Origin of the sequence: Rhizobium sp. Leaf321, assembly GCF_001423215.1 — a bacterium.
Taxonomy (GTDB): Bacteria; Pseudomonadota; Alphaproteobacteria; order Rhizobiales; family Rhizobiaceae; genus Neorhizobium; species Neorhizobium soli.
In genome coordinates this window covers 787716-810640 of record NZ_LMOF01000008.1, presented here as the reverse complement: position 1 = coordinate 810640, position 22925 = coordinate 787716, and the positions used below count along the sequence as shown (strand labels likewise).

Genomic DNA, 22925 nt, shown 5'->3' with positions numbered 1-22925 from the left:
CTATCGCCCACGCGGATCGAGGCGGTCGCGGGCATGATCGCCAATCAGGTTGATCGAGAGAACCAGCAGAAACAGCGCCAGTCCCGGAAATGTCGCGATCCACCAGGCGGACCCGACATAGTTGCGGCCGGTGGAAAGCATTGCGCCCCAGCTCGCCGTTGGCGGCTGCACGCCGAGGCCGAGGAACGAAAGTCCGGCCTCGAACAGCACCATCAGGCCGAACTCGAGCGTCGCAACGACGATCAGGCCGCCGGCGATATTGGGAAGGATGTGGCGCCACAGCAGCCGGAACCACCCGGCGCCCATGAACCGCGAGAGCCTGACATAGGGCATGTTAGCGACCGACAGCGTCTGGCCGTAGGCGACGCGCGCATAGCGAGGCCACCGCGTCAGGGCGAGCACGATGACTACGTTGGAAAGGCTCGGGCCAAGGACCGCAACCGTGATGATTGCCAGAAGAATGGCAGGCACCGACAACACGATATCGACCAGCCGCATGATGATGGTTTCGACCCAGCCGCGGTAGAAGGCGGCGATCATGCCGAGCGCGCTTCCGAAAATGCCCGACAGGATGACCGAGGCAAAGGCAACCAGCAGCGACACCCGTGCGCCATAGATCGTCCGGCTGAGAACATCGCGGCCGAGTTCGTCCGAGCCGAGATAATAGACAAGCCCGCGGCTTTGAAAGCCCGGTGCCTTCAAGCGCGCCAGAAGGTTCTGGGCGTTGGGATCGAGCGGCGCCACGAGAGGCGCAAAGATCGCCATCAGAACCAGCGCGACCAGAATGGCGGCAAAGGGCACCACGGTCCACGGCATGCGCCGTGACCGGGACATCGCGCGCGGTGCGGGAGTGGATGCTGCCATCAGGCGCTTCCTTCGATGCGGATACGGGGATCGATGATGCTGTAGAGCAGATCGGCGACGAGGTTGAGAACAATGGCCGTAATGGCGCCGAGCAGAACGACGCCCTGAACCAGCATGAAATCACGCGCGTTGATGGCCTGGACGGTCAACTGGCCGAGCCCCGGCCAGGCGAACACGGTCTCGACGATCACGGCACCCGCCAGAAGATTGGCGATTTCGAGAGCTGCAACTGTCACCACCGGGATCGCGGCGTTTCGCAGGAGATGGCGCATCACGATGCGGATCATCGGCAACCCCTTGGCGTGGCCGGTGCGGACATAGTCCTTTTCCAGTTCGTCGAGAACCGCGGTGCGCGAGACACGGGCGAAGGTTGCCATGGAGAGAAGACCGAGTGCGATCGACGGCATGATGATGCTCGGCCAGTCGCGGGCGCCGGATGGCGGCAACCAGCCGAGCCACACCGCAAACACCATGATCATCAGGATGGCGCTCCAGAACGTTGGCATCGACTGTCCCGCCAGAACAACGCCCATCATCGCTTTGGCGTCCGCCGAGCCGCGGCGCACGGCCATCGCCACCCCAAGCGGGATGCCGACACCGAAGGCGACGACGAGCGCGCCGCCGGCCAGCATCAGCGTATAGGGAAGACGGCTGGCAATCAGCGTCCAGACCGGCACGTTCTGGACATAGGAGCGCCCGAAATCGAAGGTCAGAAGCGCGCCCATATATTCGAGATACTGGACCGAAAGAGGTCGATCGAAACCGAGCGACGCCCTCAGAGCTTCGATATCCGCCTTGGTGGCGTTTTCAGGCACCAGCAGCAGAACGGGATCCCCCGCAAGCCGCTGAAGAAAGAAGATCAGCGTCATCACGCCGATAATGGCGATAAGGGCCTGGAACGCGCGCTTGAGGAAGAATGCCGGCAATATTGCAGTCCACTTCGTGACTTGCGGGCAAAACGGCCCCGCAACCGGGGCCGGCCCTGAACCGAAATCAATCGGTCCACTTCATCCGGTTGAGAAACAGGCTTTCGTTCGCCGTCGGCTGCCACTCGAGGTTTTTCGCTGCGCCGTAGATGATCGCCGCCTGATAGATCGGCACCATCGGCACCTCCTCAACGACGTAGGTGCTCACCGTCTTGTAGGCTTCGAGACGCTTCTTCTCATCCAGCGTGTTGCGGGCGTCTTCCAGGAGCTTGTCGATCTTCGGGTCCGCGATCGAAGCCCACGCGCTGGATGAATGCAGAAGCGAGAACAGTACGCCATCGACATCCTGGCAGGCGCAGGACCAGCGGCCGAAGGAGATCGGCGGCTGGCTTGCCGGCGCACTCTGGGCCTTCTTGAGATAGGTCGCCATGTCCGTCATCTCGATGTTGACGGTCAGGCCGGTATCGCTGATCATTTGTGCCACCGCCTGGACGATGCGCTGGTCGAATGTCGGAGATGTCGCAAAGGCGACCGACTTGCCGGCCGCACCCGCTTCCTTGATCAGGCGCTTGGCCTCATCAAGATCATAAGGGTAGCCTTTCAGGCCTTCCACGTAACCAAAATGCGCCGATGTCGCCATCTGGTCGAGCGGCTTGTCGACGCCACCCAGAAGACCGTCGACGATCCCCTGCTTGTCGATGGAGCGAGCGACCGCTTCACGCACGCGCTTGTCGTTGAATGGCGGAAGGTTCGGGTTGAGCTTCACATAGCCGATCCGCTCGGTCAGAACCGATAGCGGCTTGGCGGCGCCGGAGCTCTTGAGCTGCTCGGAAAGATCCGCATCGAGACCGACGACGAGGTCGCTGGCGCCGGCTTCGAGGTTGGCAATGCGCGTGGCGGCATCCGGCACGGCGCGGAATTCGGCGGTCGGGAACACGCCCTTTTCGCCCCAGTAGTCGTCGTTGCGGGCAAGCGAAACCGAAACGCCACGCTGCCATGCGGCGAACTTGTAGGGGCCGGAACCAACAGGCGCGGCATTGAAGCCGTCATTGCCCTTTTCCTCGACGACGTGCTGCGGCACGATCGACAGCTTGACGAGCTGGGCAAGCAGCACCGGATAGGCGCCATCCGTCTTCAACGTCACTTGGTGTTCGCCGGTCGCTTCCGCCGACAGGATCTTGTTGAACTGGCCGAGCTGCGGGCTGGCGAATTTCTTGTCGATGATGCGGTTGACGCTGAACGCCACGTCCTTGGCGGTCAGCGGCGTGCCGTCGTGGAACTTGACGTCGCTGCGGATCGTGAAGACGATTTCGCTGTCGGACGAATATTTCCACTCGGTGGCGATCTGCGGCGCGATGGTACCGGCATCGTCACGGGTGACGAGATTGTCGAAGATATTGCGGTAGACGTAGTAGCTGTCCGGGTTCCACTGCTTGTGCGGATCGAGCGACGAAGGCTCGTTGACGAGATCAACGACCAGCTGATCCTTGGCCATTGCCTGGGACAGGACCATTGGCGAACAGGCCAGAAGCAGGCCTGCCAGAGAGGCGCGCATCGAACGACTGACTATCATCATCTACAATGTCCTTGTTTTTCCAGTGGGCGGTTGAGGTCGCTGATTGCGACCCGGTTTATCTTTGTTCGCGGCGCGACGGCCGGACTTGCGGCCAACCATCGCGTCGGTTTCGAGAAAGCGATCGAGCAGATAGGCTTCCAGCGCCACGTTGGCGGACGCGAGATGTGCGATTGCATCGGCGGTGCGGCCCTCGACGACAGCCTCCGCGAAAGACGAAAACCTCGTCGGCAAAAATTTTGCGCGCCCGCTCCGCTCGAAGAAGTTCACGAGCCTGTTGGAGCGATCCCAGAGGTCCGCAAGAAAACCCGCGACGACAGGCATGCCGAGGGCGTTGACGAGGAGATCCAGCATGTCCCGCTCGCAGCGACGAATGGTGGGTAGCACATCGCCTCCCAGATCCGGCCGCTGCAGCAGCGCCATATGCATCTGGGACAGCGTGGTCAGCCGCCGTCTAGCGGCGTCGTCGAGAGCAGCCGAGCACAGTATCGGATCAAGGTGGCGGCGTGCGGCTATCAGTTCGCGGATCTCTGCCGCGGAAATCGGAGCGACCTCCCAACCGCTGCGGGCAGTCGAGGATACAAGCCCACTCGCCTTCAGCCGCGCCAGTGCGGCGCGTACGGCACCGCGACCGAGCGCGAATTCGGTGGTCAGCGAAGTCTCCGACAGACGCTCTCCCGGCATCAGAACGCAACCGACGATCGCGCTCCTCAACGCCCGTTCCGCCACTCCCGCCTTGCCTTCCGGCGGCGCGGGAGATGCATATGCATCTGTATCCAACATTGCGATCTGCCCTCTCAGATGCAAAGTCTGACATCCCAGTTTGCGTTGGGAAAGCGATAATCTTCCAATCTGGTACGCAAACCGAAGTAATTGTGCCAAAATGCTGAAACCAGCGCTTAAAAGCGCGGTCGCCGAATACCCAAGCCCTAAAACGACAAAACCCGCCGTGGTGAACGACGGGTCTGATCAATGGTCTGGTAGCTCGTTTACTTCTTGGCAGAGCCGCCGCGGGGCGACGCCTTGCGGCCTTGGCTGTGCGCGCCGGTCGTCTTGGCATCATAGCCTTGGCCGTGATTTGTGCCACCGAGATGACCACCGCCGCTGGTATTCGCAATCTGTCGCTCAGCCTTCTTGAGAAGCAGCGCCGCATCGGTCTTTTTCATGATTGTCTTTCGGTATGTTTAGAATGAAAAAAGGCCGGGCAAAATTGCACCGACCTTCCTCATCGTCGCTTCATTCACCGGTGCCAGTACATCCGTGGTCAAAGGTAGGAAGCGAAAGCGGCAGTTGCGAACATCGAATAGCCCGACGCTCATCAGCAATGCCGATGCGCAGAACATGTCATGAGAATGTGTTCCTAACAAGTTGGAGGCACAGTCTTTGCCGACACAGCCAAATGAGAGCGTTTCGTCTGTGTTTCATACAACGCACAGCATCGGCCAAGTCTCAGCCAACAACGACATTGACGCTAGAGACCCCGCGGACCATTTATCCTTGATGCCAAAACAAAAGACGAATGAGGCGCCGGAACTGTTCAAACAGTGGCCCCTGCCTCCCAAGGCAACGCTCGGCTCGGCGGTCCGCGCCAAGGGCATCCTGCTGGAGATCCGCGCGCGCCTGCCTATGGCGTCGCGCAAGTTGCTGGATCTCGATGGAGGCAGCCTTGTGCTTGCGATGCCCGAGACGTCGAAGACCGAATTCCGTTTTGTGTCGGGCGTTGTAAGCCAAGCGCTCGTCGGCATCGAAGGCCTCGCCGTGATACCGCGCGAAATCCAGGATATCCTGACGATTTCCGCGACCGAAAGACTTCGCTGGCTCACCGATGGCCGCTTGCCCAGCGCCGGAACTCGCACCGTGCGGCTGGCGGGACGCGCAAAGAAGATCACCTTCCATGTCTTCGATCCACGCCTCGTCGAAGAACTCCTCGACGGTGGCACCGTCGACGAGTGGCGTGAGGACGACAAGGCGATGGCGGCGGAAAACAGACGGCGGGCCGCGCTCAAGACGAAGCTGACCCGATCGCTGAAGACCGCCGCCAAACGCCAGTCGACGGCTGGAAAAACGGCTGATGACAACGAGGGCGCGGGCCTGTCGGGCTGGGAAGAATTCGGGCGCGACGGGTTGCTCGGATAGATCCCACAGCCGTCGATCTCGCCGCGCACGGACGGCCGCTACGAGGTCCTCACTGATTCGTGTCCTGGAAAGACGGGTACACGGCTCCATTTACGCACGCTTGCACCACATCCGTCATGCATTGGGCCGGTATTGATCATCGCATTCCTGAAATTCGTTCACATCACCACGATTGCCATCTGGGCAGCCGGGTTGATCAGCCTGCCGGGCCTTTACGTGCAACGTGCCCATGTGAAGGATAAGGATGCGCTTTACCGTCTTCAGATGATCGTACGCTACGCCTATGTGGCGATCATTTCGCCCGCGGCCTTCGTGGCGGTGGCCAGCGGCACGGCTCTGATTTTTGGACAGCAGACGTTTGCCGGGTGGTTTTCGATCAAGCTGCTGTTCGTTGGCCTGCTCGCCATCTTGCATGTCCTGACCGGCCTGATCATCATCCGGCTTTTCAAGGAGGGAGAGACGTATCCCGTCTGGCGCTTTGTTGCAGCAACCATCGTCACCACCGCGGTCGTCGGAGCAATCGTTTTCGTCGCACTCGCCAAACCGTTTATCGGACTGGAATTGCCCGGCGAATTCATGCACCCGGGCGGCCTGCGCACGCTGGCCGAACGCATCAGTCCTTGGCCGATACCATGAGGCCGACACCATGATCGAAAATCAGCTTGCCGCCATGCCATCCAGCCATGCCCGTCATGATGCAGGTGAGCAGAGACACCAGGATTCCATGCGGCAACACGTCGCCGGCGCCAGTGACCCGCAGACCCCAGTTGAGGCCGGCGCAGGCGATCAGCGTCACCGCGGCGATCGCATGTGCCCAGCTGGCGACGCGGCCGCGAATGCCCGGCACCGACAAAAGCTCGATCGTGCCGACAGCACCGGCTGCGAGACCGAAGAAGAAGACGCCACCGGAACTCCAGAGGCCGGCCCGCAGCCAGAACGGATCGGCGGACCACCAGAACAGCGCATCGACCGCAAGCGTTATGAAGGCAAGGGCGATCGGGAAGTGCACGCTCATCGCATGCAGCGGGTGCCCGGCGACGGCAATTGCCGAGCTGGCATCCTTGTCCCTGACATCGGCCACGACCGGGTTCGTCGTTTCGGTATCGTCTTTCATTACGTCCCTCCGTTCGCAGGGCAAATCCATCAGGTCCACACTTGGTTCCGCGTCCTCGCGCTGGCCGCTGTTTCTGCAGCGGTCAGTGGTTGCACCGGCGACCTCTCCGCGCTCGACCCCGCCGGACCATCCGCGGGTTCGATTGCCCAGCTGTGGTGGGTCATGCTGTGGGGGTCAGTCGTCCTCTTTACCCTCGTCGTCGGGCTCTTTGCCGCCACCCTGTTTCGCCCGCGCTTTGGACGCGGCCTCTCTCAGAGCGGCTGGATTATATGGGGCGGCCTCGTTCTTCCGCTGCCCGTCCTCACCGCACTGACCTTCTATGCGTTTTCTCAAGGCGAATTTCTGCTGAACGGCGGCAGCGCCAGGACAGAGGACGTGCTGGAGGTCAGGGCTGTCGGCAGCATGTGGCAATGGCAGTTCTCCTACCCGTCCCTGCCGGGCAGCCGGACCGCATCAGGCCTCCTGCATATCCCAGCGGGCCGAACCATTGAAATCATCGCCGAAAGCGAGGACGTCATTCACAGTTTCTGGGTTCCCCGCCTCGGCGGCAAGATCGATGCCGTTCCCGGCCATGCCAACCGGCTGCGCATCCGTGCCGACCAGCCCGGACGATATGGCGGCGTCTGCTCGGAATATTGCGGCACCGGACACGCCGGCATGCGCTTCGAGGTGCAGGCGCACACGGCTGACGATTTCAAAAAGGCAATAACCGGGGAACTTGCCCGATGAACGAACCCACGTCACCCGGCCACAATCCGATCGAGCTGCATCGCGCGCTGGACCGCTTATGGGCTGGAAAGCCCGGCTGGGGTCGTCTCGCCGCCGTCAACCACAATGTGGTTGGCGTCCGCTTCATGCTGACCGCTCTCGTGTTCTTTGCGATCGGCGGCATCCTGGCAATGTTGATCCGCACCCAGCTTGCCTCCGCCAACAGCGTGTTCATGGACGCCGAGACCTACGGTCAGGTGTTCACGATGCATGGCACCATCATGATGTTCCTGTTCGCGATCCCCTTCTTCGAGGGCATGGCGATCTACCTCTTGCCGAAACTGCTCGGCACCCGCGACCTCGCCTTTCCCCGTCTCGGGGCCTACGGCTACTGGTGCTACCTGTTCGGCGGCATGATCCTGATCGGCGCGTTGATCGGCGGCGTTGCGCCCTCCGGCGGCTGGTTCATGTACACGCCGTTATCTTCATCGGTCTATTCCCCCGGAATCAACTCCGACGTCTGGCTGCTCGGCATCACTTTCGTGGAGATCTCTGCCCTCTCCGCTGCCGTCGAGATCATCGTGACGATCGTGAAGATCCGCGCCGCCGGCATGTCGCTTGACCGGATGCCGATCTTCGCCTGGTACATGCTCGTGGTCGCAACCATGATGCTGGTCGGATTTCCGCCGCTCATCCTCGGATCGATCCTGCTTGAGGTGGAGCGCGCCTTCGACCTGCCGTTCTTCGACCCCACGCGAGGCGGCGATCCGCTTTTGTGGCAGCATCTGTTCTGGCTGTTCGGTCACCCGGAAGTCTACATCATCTTTCTGCCCGCAGCCGGCGCGATCTCGACCATTCTCCCCGTGCTCTCAGGCACGCCGCTCGCGGGTTACCGGGTGATTGTCGCGGCCATCGTCTCGATGGCGTTTCTGTCCTTCGGCCTCTGGGTGCATCACATGTATACGGTCGGCATACCGCATGTGGCGCTCTCCTTCTTCTCGGCGGCGAGTGCGCTGGTCGCCGTGCCGACGACGGTCCAGATCTTCGCCTGGCTCGCCACCATGGCGCATGGACGCCCGCGCTTTTCCATTCCGATGCTGCATATTTTCGGGTTCTTCTTCGTCTTTGTCATCGGGGGCCTGACGGGGGTTATGCTGGCCATGGTGCCGTTCGACTGGCAGGCCCACGATACCCATTTCGTCGTTGCCCACCTGCATTACGTTCTCGTCGGCGGCTTTATCTTCCCGATGCTGGCGATGGCCTATTACTGGCTGCCGCATTTGACCGGAAAACAACCCGTTCAACACCTGTCGAATGCGGCGTTCTGGATGATCTTCATCGGGTTCAACGTCACCTTCTTCTTCATGCACCTGACGGGTCTGCTCGGCATGCCGCGGCGCGTCTTCGAATATCCGACCGAGTTCGGATGGGAGACCCTGAATTTCATCTCGTCGATGGGAAGCTTCATCATGGCGATGGGGTTTGCGCTGGTGGCGCTCGATTTCATCCTTCTGTTCAAGTTCGGTCGGCCGTTCAGACGAAATCCGTGGAAGGCCGGGACGCTGGAATGGGCGATGCCGACACCCCCTCCGTCCTACAACTTCGCTTCCATTCCGAGGGTGAACAAACGCGCGGACCTGCTCGATCCCGATACGCTCGGCCCCTACCTTGCGTCTGGCCGCGGCTACCTCGGCATGCCGCGCAATGATCGCATGGAAGTGCTGGGCGTGGATCCGGTAACGGGAGAGCCGGACCAGGTGGTGATGCTGCCGCGCCAGACATACCTGCCGCTCTGGACCGCGATCGCCACAGGCGCATTTTTCCTGATGATGCTGTTCAAGCTTTATTGGGCAACGCCCCTGGCGCTGATCTCCATCATCGCCTGCTTCTGGCTTTGGACACGCCGCGACCCCCTCCCCGTCGAAAACGATCTCGTTCCGATCGGGCATGGGTTAAGCGTGCCGGTTCACCTTCATGCGAGCACGCCGCCATCCTATCTGGCGATGGTGCTCACGCTCGTCGCCGATGCGACGCTCTACATATCCCTGTTGTTCGGCTGCCTTTTCCTATGGGTTTCCGCGCCCAACTGGCCGCCGGCCGGCTTTGTCGTCGACGTGAAGCTGTTGGCGCTCGCGGTCGGCGGGGTGATCATGAGCTGTGTCGGAGGTCGTCTGGCCGCACGTCCCAACGGGGCGGTGATGGTGGGCAGTGCGCTGGCGCTGCTCGGACACCTGATCTCGACCGGGCTGTTCCTCGCCATCGCGTTGCTGGTCCTCCCCGCGCCGTCGGGCCATGCCGCGATCGCCTCCGTGTTCGTGATCTTCATCTACGCCGCCCTGCACGGCACCATCGGCGCCGTGTTTGCGGCCCACGCCCTGTGGACGAGCCTCGGAAACAGGAAGGCTATTCTTTCCCTCGATCTCAGGATTGGCAGGCTGTGCCATGACTATACGGCAGCAGCAGGCATCTGCGCCGCGGCTTTCTATCTGGCTCTGCAAAGCCTGATCGGCGAAGGAGGCCTATAGATGCGCCATCCGCTTCTGCTTGCTATCTCGGCGTTCGTGGTCTGGAGTGGAGCATTCCTGACGATCTACGCGGTTCAGGCGACCGGCTGCAGCCTGGACTGGCAGAGTGGCAACCTCGGAGCCTGGACATCGCCGCTCCGGCTGCTGTTGATATCGATGATGATCGCAAGCGTCATGGCGGTTGTCGTAATTCTGCTGCGCCAGCTACGGTCGAGCCTGACGTCACCCGTTTCCGAGACGTCCAGCTTCATGAACCGTGTGGCGATCTACGTCTCGATAGCGGCCCTGTTCTCGACCGCCTTCTGCTTCACCGGCGTCGTCTGGCTGACACTGTGTTCAGCCTGACGATATTCGGTCACGGTGGCGCTCAGATCGACGCCACTGTGGAGACAGTCTCGCCCATCTGGGCTGCGAGGAAATGCCTGGCACGGCTGATCCGGCTCTTCACCGTACCGACGGCGACATTGCACTTATCGGCTGCAACGTCATAGGACTGGCCGTCCTCGATCACCAGCTTGTAGGCATCCCGGTACGTCTCCGGCATCGCCATCAATGCCCGGTCGAACTCGCTCTTGCGGATGGCCCACTCCTGGGGCGAAGACGCTGCAGGCATGAGGTGCTCGAGATTTTCGGTTCCGATGCTCATGCGCTTTGCCCGCTGAAAGGCGGTATGATGGGTGTTGCGCATGATGGTGAACAACCATGATTTGAGGTTGGTCCCGGTGGCAAACGAAGGCAGCGCCGCGAGGCCCCGGAGCAAGGTTTCCTGGACAAGGTCGTCAGCATCGGTCGCGTTTCGATGGAAGCGCATCGCAAAGCGCCTCAGCGCTGGAATAAGTGCTACGACTTCGTGGTGCAATCTGAGATCGGCATCCATTCTCGTCTCCTCCTACTAGAGGTAACTCAAGTCGCAGTTGCGCTCATCGTTCCGTTCGACGACGCCCAATCCGGGAAGGGTACGTTAACGTACGTAGGTAGGCGACCGGATGCCGGTCTATGGCGCCCGAGACTGGCGCACCGGAACCAACGAGAGAACCGCCAGTTCCTACTCCATTCGAGCAACACCTGGAGCAACCATGTCCGAACTTACGCTGCACGACCTGTCGAAGAAGATGGCAAAGCTGGACTTTGCCATGCTGACCACCACGACATCATCAGGCAATCTCACTTCGCGGCCGATGAGCAACAACGGCGACGTCGAGTGGGACGGCGACAGCTATTTCTTCGCCTACGAGCAGTCGAGAAAGATTGCGGAAATCCGCGCCGACAGCGCAGTCGGCCTTACCTATACGGGCGCAGTCGGCATGCTGGGTGGTTCGCCGCTCTTTGTCGGCGTTGAAGGCTCGGCAACGCTCATCACCGACAAAGCGACATTCAAGGATCACTGGACCAAGGACCTCGACCGGTATTTCCCGGAAGGGATCGACACCCCCGGTGTCGTGATGATCCGCGTGACGGCTAAGACGATCCGCTATTGGGACGGCAGCGACGAAGGCCAGATCTCGCTGTAAGCTGATCTGTCCCCAAGTGGGATGGCATTGCGACTTGGGCCCGGTGTTTCCACCGGGCCCAAGTGCGTTTTGGGATAATGTTATCGGGCGACCCGTTACGCCGCACGCTTCGGCAGCCGCCAGTTGGGCCGCGGGAAGTGGCAGGTATAGCCATTGGGGATTCGCACCAGATAATCCTGATGCTCAGGCTCCGCCTCCCAGAATTCTGCCTCAGGCACGACTTCCGTCACGACCTTGCCCGGCCAGATACCGGACGCATCCACATCGGCGATCGTGTCAGCGGCAACATTCTTCTGTTCGTCACTGGTGAAGAAGATCGCGGAGCGATAGCTCGAGCCGACGTCGTTACCCTGCCGATTGCGGGTGCTTGGATCGTGGATCTGGAAGAAGAACTCCAGCAGGTCGCGGTAGGTCGTCTTGGTCGGATCGAAATTGATCTCGATCGCCTCCGCGTGACCCTCGTGATTGCGATAGGTCGCGTTTGCAACACTTCCGCCCGTATAGCCCACGCGTGTGGATTGGACACCGGGAAGCTTGCGGATCAGATCCTGCATTCCCCAAAAGCAGCCGCCTGCTAAAACTGCGCGTTCGGTTGTCATGATGTATCTCCTGTTCGTCCGTCTCGCCAATATATGGTGTCGCCTTCCGCATTTAACCAGACGGCTCGAACGACTGATCGCAGCACTTGTCGGTAAACGAGCAGAGCAGTGGAACTGTGCAACCCGCCGGCAGTTCGGGAACCTTGCAGGAGAAAACGCAATGTCTGATATCGACGACATCCACGGTGACAAATTCTCGGACACCTCGATCAGCGAGACAAGGGTTGGGCAATCGGTCGAAAGCGAGGCCCAGATCAGAGACGCGTCGGTGACGACCACGCCCGGCGAAACGCTCAACATCTACAGGCTCGAACCGACCGCCCGTAGCGACGATCCGCGGTGGCAGAATGCTCCCATGCAGGGCGCAGTCACGGTTGCCGCAAGGACTGCCGGCGATGCAAGGATTGTCGCGACCAGCCAGGAAGTTGACTTCCAGCAAGTTGACGCAGCGCCTGCCGAAGGCGTCAGCACCGACTTCGCCAGCGCGTTCCGGGACGAAAAGCTCTACACCGTCATTGAAATTGCGCGTGGCCGAACCGATCTCTCTCGCGGCGTCATCGACGCCGGTGGAGTGATCGAGATGATCAAGCCGCTTCAGGACTGAGACCCAAAACCTTTGCCGGGAGATTGCAATCATGGGCCTTTTTGACGGATTTCTGGGCCATGGATCGACAGTCGACCCGGCAGACCTGAACAAGCGTCTCGATGGCGTGCTGATCGATGGAGAACAGCCGCAACTCGCCTTCAAACTCATCCGCGATTTCTTCGTCTTCACCCAGTATCGCATCATTATGGTCGACATCCAGGGGATGACGGGAAGTAAGGTCGACTACATGTCGATTCCCTACCGGTCGATCACCCGGTTTTCGGTCGAGACTGCGGGAACGTTCGATCTGGATTCGGAGCTGAAAATCTGGGTATCGGGTAGCGACAGCCCGATTGCGAAAACGCTGAAAAAGGGCACCGATGTGCGCGGCATACAGCGCGCGCTCGCGACCGGCATCTTCCGTTAAAATCAAGGTATCAAAACGACAATGCGGTTGAATGCCCGGTGCTTCGCCGCATCCTCTTCATGCTTACAAGAGAATGGCCTGCGGCAGATGCCGCAGGCCATTCGATTTGATTAGCCGTTCGGGCGTATCACGACCTTGACGCAGCCGTCCTGCTTGTCGCGGAACGTCTTGTAGGCCTCCGGACCTTCCTCAAGTCCGATGCGGTGCGTGATCAGGAATGACGGATCGATCTTGCCATCCTGGATCAGCTTCATCAGCGGCTCGAGATAACGCTGAACGTGGGTCTGACCGGTCTTGAGGGTCAGGCCCTTGCCCATGAAGGCGCCCAGCGACGTCGGAACGGCCGGACCGACAAACACGCCGGGAAGAGAGACCGTACCACCGGGCCGGCAGGCGCGGATTGCCTGGTTGAGCGCGTAAGGACGCTCGGTTGCCGACAGCTTGGTCTGAAGCGTTTCCATCACGCCACCGGCGCCATGACTCTCAAGACCCACCGCCTCGATGACCGCATCCGGCCCAAGACCGTTCGTCATGTCGAGAATGCGCTGCTGCAGATCCTCATCCGCATAGTCAAGCGTCTCGGCACCGGACTGTTGCGCAAGCGCTAAGCGCTCCGGCACGGTGTCGATCGCAATCACGCGCTCTGCACCGAGCAAGAACGCCGACTTGATCGCAAACAGGCCGACCGGACCACATCCGAACACGGCAACCGTCTGGCCCTGCTTGATGTCGCAGTTTTCGGCCGCCATGTAGCCTGTCGGGAAGATGTCGGAGAGGAACAGGACCTGTTCATCGGTCAATCCATCCGGCACCACGATCGGCCCGACATCGGCGTAGGGAATGCGCAGGTACTGGGCCTGGCCGCCCGGGATCTGGCCGTACATTTCCGAGAAGCCGAACAGGCCGGCCGTCGGATAGCCGATCTGCTTGGCCTGCATCGCGCCGTTGGGGTTGGATCGTTCGCAAAGCGAGAACTGACCCCATTTGCACTGACGGCACTCGCCGCAGGAAATCGTGAACGGCACGACGACGCGGTCGCCGACCTTGAGCTTCGAGTTTCCGCGGCCGACTTCGACCACCTCACCCATCGTTTCATGGCCCATCACGTCGCCTGCGTGCATGCCGGGGACGAAACCACCATAAAGGTGAAGATCCGAGCCGCAGATGGCGCAGCTCGTGACCTTGATGATCGCATCACGGTCATGCTGAATGATTGGATCGTCTACTTCTTCGCAGCGGATATCACCGCTGCCGTGCCATGTAAGAGCTTTCACGTTCTAACCTCCGGTCGTGTTGCATTCGCGTTGGTGTTCATGCGCATGTTCATGTTCAAGGTTGCCCGCTGCCACCGGCAGCACCGTAGATCTGTCCCGTCGAGAAGCTTGCGCCGTTGTCGGCAAGCTGGACGTAGATCGACGCAAGCTCGGCAGGCTGACCCGGTCGGCCGAGCGGCGTATCGCCACCGAACTCGACCAGCTTTTCCATCGTCGCACCGCCTGACACCTGCAGCGGCGTCCAGACCGGGCCCGGCGCAACGCCGTTGACGCGGATGCCTTTCGGGCCGAGCTGCTTGGCCATCGACTTCGTGAAGCTCATGCCGGCCGCCTTGGTGATGGCATAGTCGACTAGGTTCTCGGACGGATCGTAGGCCTGTTCGGACGTTGTCTGGATGATCGACGATCCCGGCTGCAGATGCTTGAGCGCCGCCTTGGTCAGCCAGAACATCGCGTAGATGTTCGTCTTCATCGTCGCGTCGAACGCTTCGGTGGTAATATCCGACAGCGACTGAGCCTGCTGCTGACGGCCCGCATTGTTGACCAAAATGTCGAGACCACCCAGAGCCTTTGCGGCATCTTCGACGAGCTTCACGCAGAATGCCTCGTCGCGCAGATCGCCGGGAAGCGCGATGCCCTTGCGACCTTCCTTTTCGATCAGGACGATGACTTCTTTGGCATCCGGCTCTTCATCGGGAAGATAGTTGATCGCGACATCGGCACCCTCGCGGGCATAGGCAATGGCAGCCGCACGGCCCATCCCGGAATCGCCGCCGGTGATCAGAGCTTTGCGACCAGCCAGCCGGCCAGACCCCTTGTAAGACGTCTCACCGTGATCCGGCTTCGGCGTCATCTTGCCGGCCAGTCCTGGAAATGGCTGGGTCTGCTCCTGAAACGGAGGCTGCGGGTACTTGGTCGTCGGGTCTTCCATACTGGATGCCTTTACAGTCGTATCTTGAGAAAATGCCGGCAACGCCGAAGCGGCGAGCGCCGCTGTGGTGGACGCAAGCATGTGTCGGCGGGAAAGAATGAACGATGGGAATGTCGGCACGGTAATGTTCCTGAATTATAACCCAAGAACTAAGGTGGACGGGGAGTGTTCCCACATTCGCCTGTCTATCTTCACGGGAGGCTTCGTTCAGCCACCAGACCAGGCGTAATCCATGCAAAGAATGCACCGGCCGCAGCTCTGCTGCCGGTGCAATATGTCAGTGGTTCAGCGGATACGGCTGAGAAGCTGTCCGGCGATCAGCGGAACGGCAGCCGTCCCCACGGGTCCAAGCCGCAACCGTTGTGCAAGCCGACCAAGAACGAAGGTTGCCGTGGCGGTTCCGATCAACTTCACCCACGAATTTTCTGGGGTCTGGGAGGACGGCGATGCACGCCGGGTCTGGCCCTCGCCTTCGATCTCGGCAATCCGGTTGCGCAGATAGACGACTTCCCGACGCAGCCGTTCCATTTCGGCCTCGCTGCCGGACATGGCCCCGGCCGATGCGCCGCGATCGCCATAGGCGACGTCGTCCAACTCGTCGAGATGTTCATTAAGAAGAGCGGTGCTTTCGAACCCGCGTGCTTTGAAATTGGTCATGGTTGTCCCTCAGATCGCGCTTGGAGCATAGATACGGTTGTCGACGTCGAACCGGTTCTGCTGAAGCCAGCCGTCGATATAGGCGGCGACCTCTTCCCAGCCGGGTTCGCCGCAAATGTAGTGGCCACGGTTGGGAAACTCGCGGAAGTCGGTCACGCTGCCCGTATTCTCGTAGGCCTTGAAATTCTTCTCGTTGAGATCGGCCGGAATGATTTCATCCTTCTCGCCGGCAACCAGAAGCAGAGGTTCATGCGGGCGGCTGAGATCGATCTTGCCAGACGATCCCATGCAGTCGCGCAGAACGTTGCGGCTGTCGTGGGTCGCCGTCTTCTCGAACTCGACAGCCGCCTGCTCTTCCGACAGCGTGTTGGCGAAGGAGCCATGAAACGTCTTTGCATCCATGTAGACCGGCTCGTCGCCCTTCAGCGGATTGGTGATGATGGCGCTGTTCTTGATGAAGCCCCAGTCGAAATCGAGCATGGCATTCGGCGCAACCGACGAGATCGCCACTGCACCCGAGACGTGGCCATCCGCGAGCAGCTTCTGCGCGATGAGACCTCCGACAGAGTGACCGATGACGACAGGCTTATCGAGGCCTGCGACCGCCGATTTGATGGATGCATAGATGGCATCGAGGCTCAGCTCACCGAGCCCGGCTGGCGGGTTGTCGCGCAATGCCTTCGGATCGCCATCGTGGAGAGGCCATGCCGGGGCGCTGCAGTCGTAGCCTTTGTCGCTGAAGTAGCGAACCCAGTTGTCCCAGCTTTTGGGATTTTGAAACATGCCATGCACGAAAACGATCTGCGTCATCGATAATCCTCTCTTTTCTGAGAGAGAGGAACCGAAAACCCGCGCCGTTGTTCCCACGCGCTGAAAGACTTGGGCAAGCAGATCGCAGATTGCTGAGTCCAGAGCTGTAAGGCCAGTCGTGCGACTGGCCTTATGCGATGTCGCCACGGATGGGGTATGCCGGGATTACGCTCCGAACGCCCCGTCGATCGTGTGCATTGCCCCGGTCACGAACCCCGCCTCCGGGCCGGCCAGCCAGGCGACCATTCCGGCAACCTCTTCCGGACGACCGTGGCGCTTGATCGCCATGAAGCTGTGCATCAGGTCTTTCATCGGTCCGTTTTCCGGATTGGCATCCGTATCGATCGGCCCCGGCTGAACGACGTTGATGGTGATGCCGCGTGGCCCGAAATCGCGCGCCAGCCCGCGGGCCAGTCCCTGCAGGGCAGACTTGCTCACCGCATAGGAGGCCATGCCCGGAACAGGCATCCGGTCACCATTGACGGAACCGATGACGATGATCCGCCCGCCGTCCGGCATCTGACGCGCCGCTTCGACCGAGGCGTGATAGGGCGCATGGATATTGATCTGGAAAAGACGGTCGATCGCGTCCGGATCCTGTTCAAGCGCATCGCCGAAGACAGCAATTCCGGCATTGACCACCAGCACGTCCAGCGGGCCGCTTTCTCGCACCCGGGCAATCACAGCATCGCGGCTGGAGCTGTCGGTCTGAACAGCCGTAGTCTTGGTCTCTGCCGCCAGCTCATCCGCCGCCGCGCGAGAGCCGGCATAGGTGAAGGTCACGTTGGCACCGTCGTTTGCAAACCGCCGCACGATGGCGGCGCCGATCCCCCGGCTACCGCCGAGAACCAGAACGGATTTTCCCTGAAAAGTCGTCATCTGAGATCCTTGAGAAATACAGTAATGTCTGCTACATAAATCATAAGGGTTCATCGTCAAGGTATTTTGTAATAATGACTACAGATATTCCGCGTACCCGCGGTCGCCCACGTCGTTTTGATGCCGACCAAGGTGTGGAGATTGCGCAAAAGCTGTTCCATGCGCGCGGCTATGATGCCGTGGGGGTTGCCGATGTCACGCAGGCACTCGGTATCAATCCGCCGAGCTTCTATGCCGCCTTCGGCAACAAGGCCGGGCTCTACGCGCGCGTTCTTGAACGCTACTCGCTAACGGCGGCGATTCCGCTTGCTGATATCCTGAGGCCCGACCGCCCGGTTGCCGAATGCCTTGCGGCCGTGCTGGAAGACGCCTGCCGGCGCTATGCGGCCGACCCGGCTACCGCTGGCTGTCTCGTTCTGGAGGGAACCCATTGCGATGATCCGGAGGCACGCGCGGCGACCCGTGCATTGCAGGCAGCAGCGGAGGATGTGATCCGTGGCTATATCGCAGCCCGTCATCCGGATAAGGCAGAAAGCGTGACGGATTTCGTCTCGACCACAATGATCGGCCTCTCCGCCAAGGCCCGCAGCGGATTGGAACTGGACCGCCTCATGGCCATTGCCCGCCTTGCCGGACGGATCCTGACGCAAGAGCTTGCGGATTGATCATCGCCGCTGCGGTCGGGCCTGCAGCGACGGAACGCGGTTGCTGCGCACCCATCGGGTGGCACGCAGCAATCAACTCAAATGATCTACGTAGCGCTATCAAGCGCCGGTGACGCGCCAGATGACATCGCCCACATCGTCCGCCATCAGCACGGCACCGTCGGCGGCAAGTGCCACCCCGACGGGACGGCCGAAGGAATGCTTTTCGTCCTTCGACAGAAAGTCGGTGAGGATTTCGCGCGGCATTCCCACGGGCTTGCCGTTCTCGAAAGCGACGAAGGCGAGCTTGTAGCCGGAAAGCTTGGATCGGTTCCATGATCCGTGCTGGCCGATCGCCATCCCCGCCGGAAAGCCCGGCAGCGTTCCCGCCGGCAACCAGCAAAGCCCGAGCGACGCCGTATGGCCGCCCAGCGCATAATCGGGCTGCTGCGCGGATGCCACCTTGGCCGCATCCTGCGGAACCCGGTCGTCCACGACCCGGTTCCAGTAGCAGTAGGGCCAGCCGTAGAACCCGCCGTCGCGAACCGATGTCAGATAATCCGGCGGCGTCTCGTCACCCAGGCCGTCGCGTTCGTTGACAACCGTCCACAGCATGCCGCCTTCAGGCTCGAACGCCATGCCGACGGGATTGCGAAGACCACCGGCAAAGATGCGCGACTGGCCCGTCTGAAGGTCGTATTCGTGAATGCAGGCGCGATTTTCTTCCACGCCCATGCCTTCGTCGGCAATATTGCTGAGCGATCCGACGGCGACAAAAAGCTTGGTGCCGTCCTTGCTGACGATCAGGTTGCGCGTCCAGTGTCCGCCAGGCACCAGATCCATCAGCTTCTTCGGCTGCGCGGTAATCTTCGTCGCGCCGGCCTCGTAGGGATAGGCCAGAAGCGCATCGCTCGCTCCCACATAGAGCGTGTCACCGACAAGCGCGATACCATAGGGCTGGCGCACGTTTTCGATATAGGCGAAACTTTGCTCGGCCACGCCGTCGCCATCGGCGTCGCGCAGCAGCGTCACACGGTTGGGGCTGTCGCCGGAAGCGCGCGCCCGCTGCATCGTCGCCGACATGGCATGGTCGAAGAGACTGCGCGGATTGCCGCGCTCGCCCATCGATTCCGCCACCAGCACATCGCCATTCGGCAGAACATGCATGTTGCGCGGATGCACGAGCCCGCGTGCGAATGCATTGACCTTGAGCCCCGCCGCTGCCGTCGGCTTGTGATCGCCCTCCCAGCCCTTGGCTGTTGGCATCTTCAGCGTCGGGATCTTGCCCTGCGGCTTTGCGGCCGGAATGGCCGGCGTCGTGCCAAACACCGGCTGTCGCGGGCCATCCCCCGAATGACGAATAAGAACAGCGCCCTGGCCGATAAAGGCGACGACGCGGGCAAACAGAGAAGGCTCAGTCATGGGGGAACTCTGACATTGAGGAATCCGAAAAGCAGAACGCTAAAGCCTTTATGCAACAGACACTAGAGGGCAAAGGCACAATTTATCAGAGCATCCACCACCACTCGGGTTGCCGCCCGGGTGACCCTTCGGCCACCGGATGCGGCCGCCTTCAGCCTATGGCTGAAGGCCTGCACAGCGCGCGGTGTTGCGAATATGCGTTTCCATTTCGCTCTTCGCCAACGCCGCATCATTCGATCTCAGGGCCGCAATGATGCGCCGGTGCTCGGCGATCGACTGTCGCATGCGCTCGGGATCCGTCATCGGGATCGGTTGCCGCTGGGTTTCGGTGACCTGATCGCGCACCGTCTGGTAGAGCGCCTTCAGCATGGTATTGGCGCAGGCCGAAACGATCGTGCCGTGGAAATCGAGATCCGCCTCGACGTTGGCGAGCAGGTCCTGGCGGGCCCAGCAATCCTCCATCGTCTGCGTCGCCAGTTCCATCTTCTCGAGTTGCGCCTGCGACAGGCGCCCCGCGGAGAGACGCGCGATCTCGCCTTCCAAAAGGATGCGTGTCTGGAACACGTCGAACACAGAATAGCTGTCGGAGTAACGCCATGGCGCCATGTGACCCGACTGGCTCATGCCTCCGTCCGAGGCCGAGCTCGAACCCGCCGTCACGAACGTGCCGCGACCGGCTTCGGTCTTCAAAAGGCCCAGCGTTTCCAGGGTCAGAAGCGCCTCGCGCAACGATGCCCGGCTGATCCCGAACTTTTGCGAAAACTCACGCTGCGACGGGATTTTTTCGCCGGGATTCAACTGGCCGGCCTGGATCATGGTCTGGATTTCGCGGGCCACCGACTGCGGAACGAGCGTTTTGTTGAGCATGCGAACCTATTACAGCTGGGCCCCTACGGCCTGTCAGATATATTTTCCCCGAGCTATCTTGCAAAGCCCAAAGTGCCGTGCTTGTTTGGTCGGACTGGTCTGACCAGTTAGACCAACATAGATTGCGTCTCATCATAAAAACAAGGGGTTCTTCAATGCTACATGCGTCACGCATCAAAACCACCGTTCTCGCCGGCCTGTTTACAGCGCTTGGCGCAATCGGCGTTCACGCTGCCGATCTTACCGTCGGCGCCAATATCGGCAATGTGCCCTGGGAATTCGAAGACGCCAGCGGTAAGGTGACGGGTTTCGAGATCGATCTGGTCAACGAAATCGCCAAGCGCCTCGGCAAGACCGTCGAATTCGTCAACACGCCGTTCAACGGCCTGTTCCCGGCGGTCCAGTCGGGCCGCATCAACATGGCGGTGTCGTCCATCACCATCACCGAGAAGCGCCTGCAGTCGGTGTCCTTCGCCCAGCCCTATTACGACAGCGACCAGTCGCTGACCGTTACGGCCGCTTCCGGCATTACCGGCCTCAAGGGCATGAGCGGCAAGGTCGTCGGCGTCGATACCGGCTCGACCGGCGACATGTGGGCAGACAGCCACAAGGGCGAATACAAGCTCGGCGAAATCCGCCGCTTCGAAGGCCTGCAGCCGGCCATGCTCGATCTCGTTGCCGGCCGCGTCGATGGCTACATCTCCGACATTCCGGCCTTGCTCTACTACGCCAAGGACAAGCCGGAACTGAAGGTCGTCGAGCGCATCCCGACCGGCGAGAAATACTCGATCATGTTCAACAAGGGCGATCCGCTCGCAACCGAAGTCAACGCCGTCATCACCACGCTGAAGGGCGAAGGCTTTATCGCCAAGCTGCACCAGACATGGTTCGGTGCCAAGGCCGAAGACACGACCTCGACCGTCGCCGTTCTCGACATGCCGAAGGCCAAGTAAGGCTCACCCGAGCACGCTTGAATTGCATCCGGCGGAGCGCAAAACGCTCCGTCGGCTTGCCAAGGGAGCCGATCCGGCATGAACCTTCTCAATACATTCTTCAACATACCGGTCTTTCTGAACAGCCTGCCGCAGCTGCTCTGGGGTCTGGTCGTCACGCTGCAGATCGGCATCACCAGCATTCTGGTCGGCCTCGCGGGCGGACTGTTTCTGGCGGTGGCACGGCTTTATGCGCCGGCATTCTTTCAGGTCCTGATCCGCATCTATATCGACATTTTTCGCTCGATACCGCTGCTGGTGCTGCTGATCGTCGTCTACTACGCCCTCCCCTTCGTCGGCATCCGCCTGTCGCCGTTCCTGTCGGCCGTAACCGCGCTGTCGCTCGTCTCGGCCGCCTATACCGCCGAGATCTTTCGCGCCGGCATCGAGGCCATTCCGAGCGGGCAGTTCGAGGCATCTGCTGCCCTTGGCCTGTCGGGCCGCAACACGATGATGGATATCATCCTGCCGCAGGCGATCCGCATCGTCATTCCGCCGCTCACCAACAATTGCATCAACGTCATGAAAGACACGGCGCTTGCCTCCGTCGTCGCCATGCCGGATCTTCTCAAGCAGGCAACCCAGGCGCAGGCGCTCAACGCCAACCCGACGCCGCTGATCGGGGCCGCTCTCATCTATATCGCGCTGCTCTGGCCGATGGTGGCCGTCGTCGCACGTCTCGAAAAGCATTACAGCCGGGGGAAACGCTGATGGCGAAGACAACCGGCCCCCTCATTTCGATCCGCCGCCTGAATAAGGCCTATGGGACATTCACCGTTCTCCACGATATCGATCTCGATGTGGCGGAAGGCGAAGTGGTCTGCATCATCGGCCCCTCCGGCTCCGGCAAATCGACGCTGATCCGCTGTATCAACCACCTCGAAGCGTTTTCGCCCGACAGCACAATCACCGTCGACGGCACCCGCGTCGCGCCGGGCCCGGCGCTTGCGAAAGTGCGCGCCGAGGTCGGCATGGTATTCCAGTCGTTCAATCTCTTCCCGCATATGACGGTGCTGAGAAACGTCATGCTGGCACCGATGCGCGTCAGGAAGGCATCACCAGAAGACGCGGAGCGCAAAGCCCGTGAATTGCTGGCGCGGGTTGGTATTTCCGAACAGGCGGAAAAGTTTCCGGGCCAGCTTTCCGGCGGCCAGCAGCAGCGCGTGGCAATTGCCCGGGCGCTCGCCATGGAACCTGGCGTGCTGCTGTTCGACGAGCCGACCTCGTCGCTCGATCCCGAAATGGTCGGCGAAGTGCTGGATGTGATGCGCAAGCTCGCCGGCACCGGCGTCACCATGATCATCGTCACCCACGAGATGGGCTTTGCCCGCCAGGTCGCCGACCGGGTGATCTTCATGGATGCGGGACGCCTTGTCGAGGCGGGCACGCCGGCCGAAATCTTCGACAATCCTAGGGAAGAACGGACACGCAGTTTCCTGCGCGCCGTGCTCAATCATTGACAAGAACAACAAACGCAGGA

The 22925-nt window shown here is 60.9% G+C and carries 27 protein-coding genes; 12 read left to right on the top strand and 15 right to left on the bottom strand.

From position 1 onward, the window contains the following. From ASF70_RS20960 to ASF70_RS24385, 5 genes are all read right to left on the bottom strand, one after another. Complete coding sequence (locus ASF70_RS20960) at positions 1-834, bottom strand: ABC transporter permease (RefSeq protein WP_062583127.1); 834 nt, start codon at positions 832-834, stop codon at positions 1-3. A gap of 29 nt (positions 835-863) precedes the next feature. Then, the gene (locus tag ASF70_RS20955) at positions 864-1790 is read right to left on the bottom strand and encodes an ABC transporter permease (protein WP_062460129.1); all 927 of its coding nucleotides are present in this window, start codon (positions 1788-1790) and stop codon (positions 864-866) included. A 67-nt stretch (positions 1791-1857) separates the two neighbouring features. Next, positions 1858-3366 (bottom strand): ABC transporter substrate-binding protein, encoded by a 1509-nt coding sequence (locus ASF70_RS20950; protein ID WP_062582500.1) that lies wholly within the window; start codon positions 3364-3366, stop codon positions 1858-1860. Continuing rightward, on the bottom strand, positions 3367-4146 hold the full coding sequence (locus ASF70_RS20945) for a GntR family transcriptional regulator (RefSeq protein WP_062582498.1): 780 nt from the start codon (positions 4144-4146) through the stop codon (positions 3367-3369). It lies immediately after the preceding gene. A 206-nt stretch (positions 4147-4352) separates the two neighbouring features. After that, positions 4353-4529 (bottom strand): hypothetical protein, encoded by a 177-nt coding sequence (locus tag ASF70_RS24385; RefSeq protein ID WP_165699875.1) that lies wholly within the window; start codon positions 4527-4529, stop codon positions 4353-4355. Positions 4530-4863: 334 nt separating this feature from the next. On the opposite strand from ASF70_RS24385, the gene ASF70_RS20940 reads away from it, so the two are divergent. Continuing rightward, a complete protein-coding gene (locus tag ASF70_RS20940; RefSeq protein ID WP_062582496.1) occupies positions 4864-5499 on the top strand; it encodes a hypothetical protein in 636 nt (211 codons plus the stop codon). A gap of 132 nt (positions 5500-5631) precedes the next feature. Further along, a complete protein-coding gene (locus ASF70_RS20935) occupies positions 5632-6135 on the top strand; it encodes a CopD family protein (protein ID WP_244474094.1) in 504 nt (167 codons plus the stop codon). On the opposite strand, the gene ASF70_RS20930 is transcribed toward ASF70_RS20935, so the two are convergent. Next, positions 6113-6613 (bottom strand): DUF2231 domain-containing protein, encoded by a 501-nt coding sequence (locus ASF70_RS20930; RefSeq protein WP_062460587.1) that lies wholly within the window; start codon positions 6611-6613, stop codon positions 6113-6115. The genes ASF70_RS20935 and ASF70_RS20930 overlap by 23 nt on opposite strands. A 24-nt stretch (positions 6614-6637) precedes the next feature. Between ASF70_RS20930 and coxB the strand changes: the two genes are divergently transcribed. From coxB to ASF70_RS20915, 3 genes are read left to right on the top strand one after another with little or no spacing between them, the layout of a single operon-like run. After that, positions 6638-7342 (top strand): cytochrome c oxidase subunit II, encoded by a 705-nt coding sequence (gene coxB, locus ASF70_RS20925; protein ID WP_280136602.1) that lies wholly within the window; start codon positions 6638-6640, stop codon positions 7340-7342. Continuing rightward, complete coding sequence (gene ctaD, locus ASF70_RS20920) at positions 7339-9846, top strand: cytochrome c oxidase subunit I (RefSeq protein WP_062582494.1); 2508 nt, start codon at positions 7339-7341, stop codon at positions 9844-9846. Before coxB ends, ctaD begins: the two co-directional genes overlap by 4 nt. Then, a complete protein-coding gene (locus ASF70_RS20915) occupies positions 9847-10191 on the top strand; it encodes a hypothetical protein (protein ID WP_062582492.1) in 345 nt (114 codons plus the stop codon). 22 nt (positions 10192-10213) lie between these two features. Here ASF70_RS20915 and ASF70_RS20910 read toward each other — a convergent pair whose 3' ends face one another. Then, on the bottom strand, positions 10214-10723 hold the full coding sequence (locus ASF70_RS20910; RefSeq protein WP_062460596.1) for a sigma-70 family RNA polymerase sigma factor: 510 nt from the start codon (positions 10721-10723) through the stop codon (positions 10214-10216). A gap of 199 nt (positions 10724-10922) precedes the next feature. Between ASF70_RS20910 and ASF70_RS20905 the strand changes: the two genes are divergently transcribed. Next, positions 10923-11357, top strand: a complete 435-nt coding sequence (locus tag ASF70_RS20905; RefSeq protein WP_062582489.1) for a pyridoxamine 5'-phosphate oxidase family protein — start codon at positions 10923-10925, stop codon at positions 11355-11357. A 95-nt stretch (positions 11358-11452) separates the two neighbouring features. On the opposite strand, the gene msrA is transcribed toward ASF70_RS20905, so the two are convergent. Further along, positions 11453-11956: a peptide-methionine (S)-S-oxide reductase MsrA gene (gene msrA, locus ASF70_RS20900; RefSeq protein ID WP_062460601.1), complete on the bottom strand. Its 504-nt coding sequence runs from the start codon at positions 11954-11956 to the stop codon at positions 11453-11455. A 160-nt stretch (positions 11957-12116) separates the two neighbouring features. On the opposite strand from msrA, the gene ASF70_RS20895 reads away from it, so the two are divergent. Together ASF70_RS20895 and ASF70_RS20890 are read left to right on the top strand one after the other, a co-directional pair. Continuing rightward, a complete protein-coding gene (locus ASF70_RS20895; protein WP_062460604.1) occupies positions 12117-12560 on the top strand; it encodes a hypothetical protein in 444 nt (147 codons plus the stop codon). Between the two features lie 31 nt (positions 12561-12591). Next, positions 12592-12969 carry a PH domain-containing protein gene (locus ASF70_RS20890; protein ID WP_062460606.1) on the top strand — a complete coding sequence of 126 codons (378 nt, stop codon included), beginning with the start codon at positions 12592-12594 and terminating at the stop codon, positions 12967-12969. A gap of 110 nt (positions 12970-13079) precedes the next feature. Here the strand turns inward: ASF70_RS20890 and ASF70_RS20885 are convergent, their stop codons facing one another. From ASF70_RS20885 to bdcA, 5 genes are all read right to left on the bottom strand, one after another. Next, positions 13080-14243, bottom strand: coding sequence for a zinc-dependent alcohol dehydrogenase (locus ASF70_RS20885; RefSeq protein ID WP_062582487.1), 1164 nt, complete (start codon positions 14241-14243; stop codon positions 13080-13082). A 55-nt stretch (positions 14244-14298) separates the two neighbouring features. Continuing rightward, positions 14299-15174 carry an SDR family oxidoreductase gene (locus tag ASF70_RS20880; protein WP_062582485.1) on the bottom strand — a complete coding sequence of 292 codons (876 nt, stop codon included), beginning with the start codon at positions 15172-15174 and terminating at the stop codon, positions 14299-14301. 285 nt (positions 15175-15459) lie between these two features. Further along, positions 15460-15831 carry a hypothetical protein gene (locus ASF70_RS20875; RefSeq protein WP_062582483.1) on the bottom strand — a complete coding sequence of 124 codons (372 nt, stop codon included), beginning with the start codon at positions 15829-15831 and terminating at the stop codon, positions 15460-15462. Positions 15832-15840: 9 nt separating this feature from the next. Further along, on the bottom strand, positions 15841-16641 hold the full coding sequence (locus ASF70_RS20870) for an alpha/beta fold hydrolase (RefSeq protein WP_062460619.1): 801 nt from the start codon (positions 16639-16641) through the stop codon (positions 15841-15843). 165 nt (positions 16642-16806) lie between these two features. Continuing rightward, positions 16807-17520, bottom strand: coding sequence for an SDR family oxidoreductase (bdcA, locus tag ASF70_RS20865; RefSeq protein ID WP_062582481.1), 714 nt, complete (start codon positions 17518-17520; stop codon positions 16807-16809). A 74-nt stretch (positions 17521-17594) separates the two neighbouring features. Here bdcA and ASF70_RS20860 point away from each other — a divergent pair, with 74 nt between their 5' ends. Beyond that, positions 17595-18185, top strand: coding sequence for a TetR/AcrR family transcriptional regulator (locus ASF70_RS20860; protein WP_062582479.1), 591 nt, complete (start codon positions 17595-17597; stop codon positions 18183-18185). A gap of 99 nt (positions 18186-18284) precedes the next feature. Here ASF70_RS20860 and ASF70_RS20855 read toward each other — a convergent pair whose 3' ends face one another. Continuing rightward, entirely contained in the window at positions 18285-19586 is a 1302-nt protein-coding gene (locus ASF70_RS20855) for a sorbosone dehydrogenase family protein (RefSeq protein WP_062582477.1), read from the bottom strand. Between the two features lie 156 nt (positions 19587-19742). Next, positions 19743-20453, bottom strand: coding sequence for an FCD domain-containing protein (locus ASF70_RS20850; RefSeq protein WP_062582475.1), 711 nt, complete (start codon positions 20451-20453; stop codon positions 19743-19745). 155 nt (positions 20454-20608) lie between these two features. On the opposite strand from ASF70_RS20850, the gene ASF70_RS20845 reads away from it, so the two are divergent. The 3 genes from ASF70_RS20845 to ASF70_RS20835 all read left to right on the top strand — a co-directional run bounded on the left by ASF70_RS20845 (position 20609) and on the right by ASF70_RS20835 (position 22905). Then, complete coding sequence (locus ASF70_RS20845) at positions 20609-21406, top strand: transporter substrate-binding domain-containing protein (RefSeq protein WP_062582473.1); 798 nt, start codon at positions 20609-20611, stop codon at positions 21404-21406. A 78-nt stretch (positions 21407-21484) separates the two neighbouring features. Then, positions 21485-22156, top strand: a complete 672-nt coding sequence (locus ASF70_RS20840) for an amino acid ABC transporter permease (RefSeq protein WP_062582471.1) — start codon at positions 21485-21487, stop codon at positions 22154-22156. Beyond that, positions 22156-22905 carry an amino acid ABC transporter ATP-binding protein gene (locus ASF70_RS20835; protein ID WP_062460642.1) on the top strand — a complete coding sequence of 250 codons (750 nt, stop codon included), beginning with the start codon at positions 22156-22158 and terminating at the stop codon, positions 22903-22905. The genes ASF70_RS20840 and ASF70_RS20835 overlap by 1 nt, the downstream gene beginning before the upstream one ends. Positions 22906-22925: the final 20 nt, after the last annotated feature.